Origin of the sequence: Longivirga aurantiaca (genome assembly GCF_042660085.1) — a bacterium.
Taxonomy (GTDB): domain Bacteria; phylum Actinomycetota; class Actinomycetes; order S36-B12; family CAIYMF01; genus Longivirga; species Longivirga aurantiaca.
Window position 1 is genome coordinate 1 of the sequence record NZ_JBHSTI010000046.1, and the last position, 833, is coordinate 833.

General features: G+C 68.9%; 1 pseudogene. It reads right to left on the reverse strand.

The annotated features are described in order from the left end of the window. Positions 1 to 766 (reverse strand): annotated as a pseudogene (locus ACFQGU_RS16980) (aldehyde dehydrogenase family protein); the annotation flags it as partial. Between the last annotated feature and the right edge of the window lie 67 nt (positions 767 to 833).

Sequence of the window (833 nt, forward strand, 5' to 3'; positions counted from 1 at the left end):
TGCTCCGTCAGGGCGGCGCCCACGGTCGACCCGGGGCCGAGGACCACCTGGAAGAGCCCGTCGGGAAAATCGACCTGGGCGAAGATCCGCTCCAGCTCGAGCACGGAGAGCGGAGTCAGCTCCGCCGGCTTGACGATGACGGCGTTCCCGCAGGCGAGCGCCGGTGCGATGTTCCACGCGGCGATGACGAGGGGGAAGTTCCACGGTGCGATCACGGTGACGACGCCGATCGGCTCACGGACCGTGAAGTCGCGTCCGCCGTCCACCGGGATCGTGTCGCCGAAGCTCTTGTCGATGGCACCCGCGTAGTAGTCGAAGGTATCGGCCACCATGGCCACTTCGCCACGGCTGTCGCCGATGGTTTGCCGACGTTGGCGGTCTCTACCTGCGCAAGGGTCTCCGACTCGGCACGGAAGAACTCGGCGAGGTGGCGGAGCGCCGGGATCCGACGGCGCTGAGGGAGTCCTGCCCACAGCCGCTGTGCGCGCGTCGCCCGCTCGACCACCTCATCGATGCGCTCGACCGGGGTGACGGTCGGCTCTGCGATGACCTCGAGGTTGGACGGGTTGACGATCTGCGACATGGGGCCTCGGTTCCGACGGTTCGGGTGCGTGGGCGCGATGGACGCAGCCGATCGCCGCGACGAGCTAACCCTCCGGCGCCGGGCGACGACCATCAATGTGCGCGCTGCACACAGGGGTCGCTGCGAGAGTGGCCACGCGGCCCACACCGTCGCGTGCAGCTCCGGAGTTGGATGAGCGTGCATGATCCGGCGACCTGAACCGCTTTCCGGCTGAGGGCGCAGGGTCGTGGAAGACGAGGACGACGCGGCC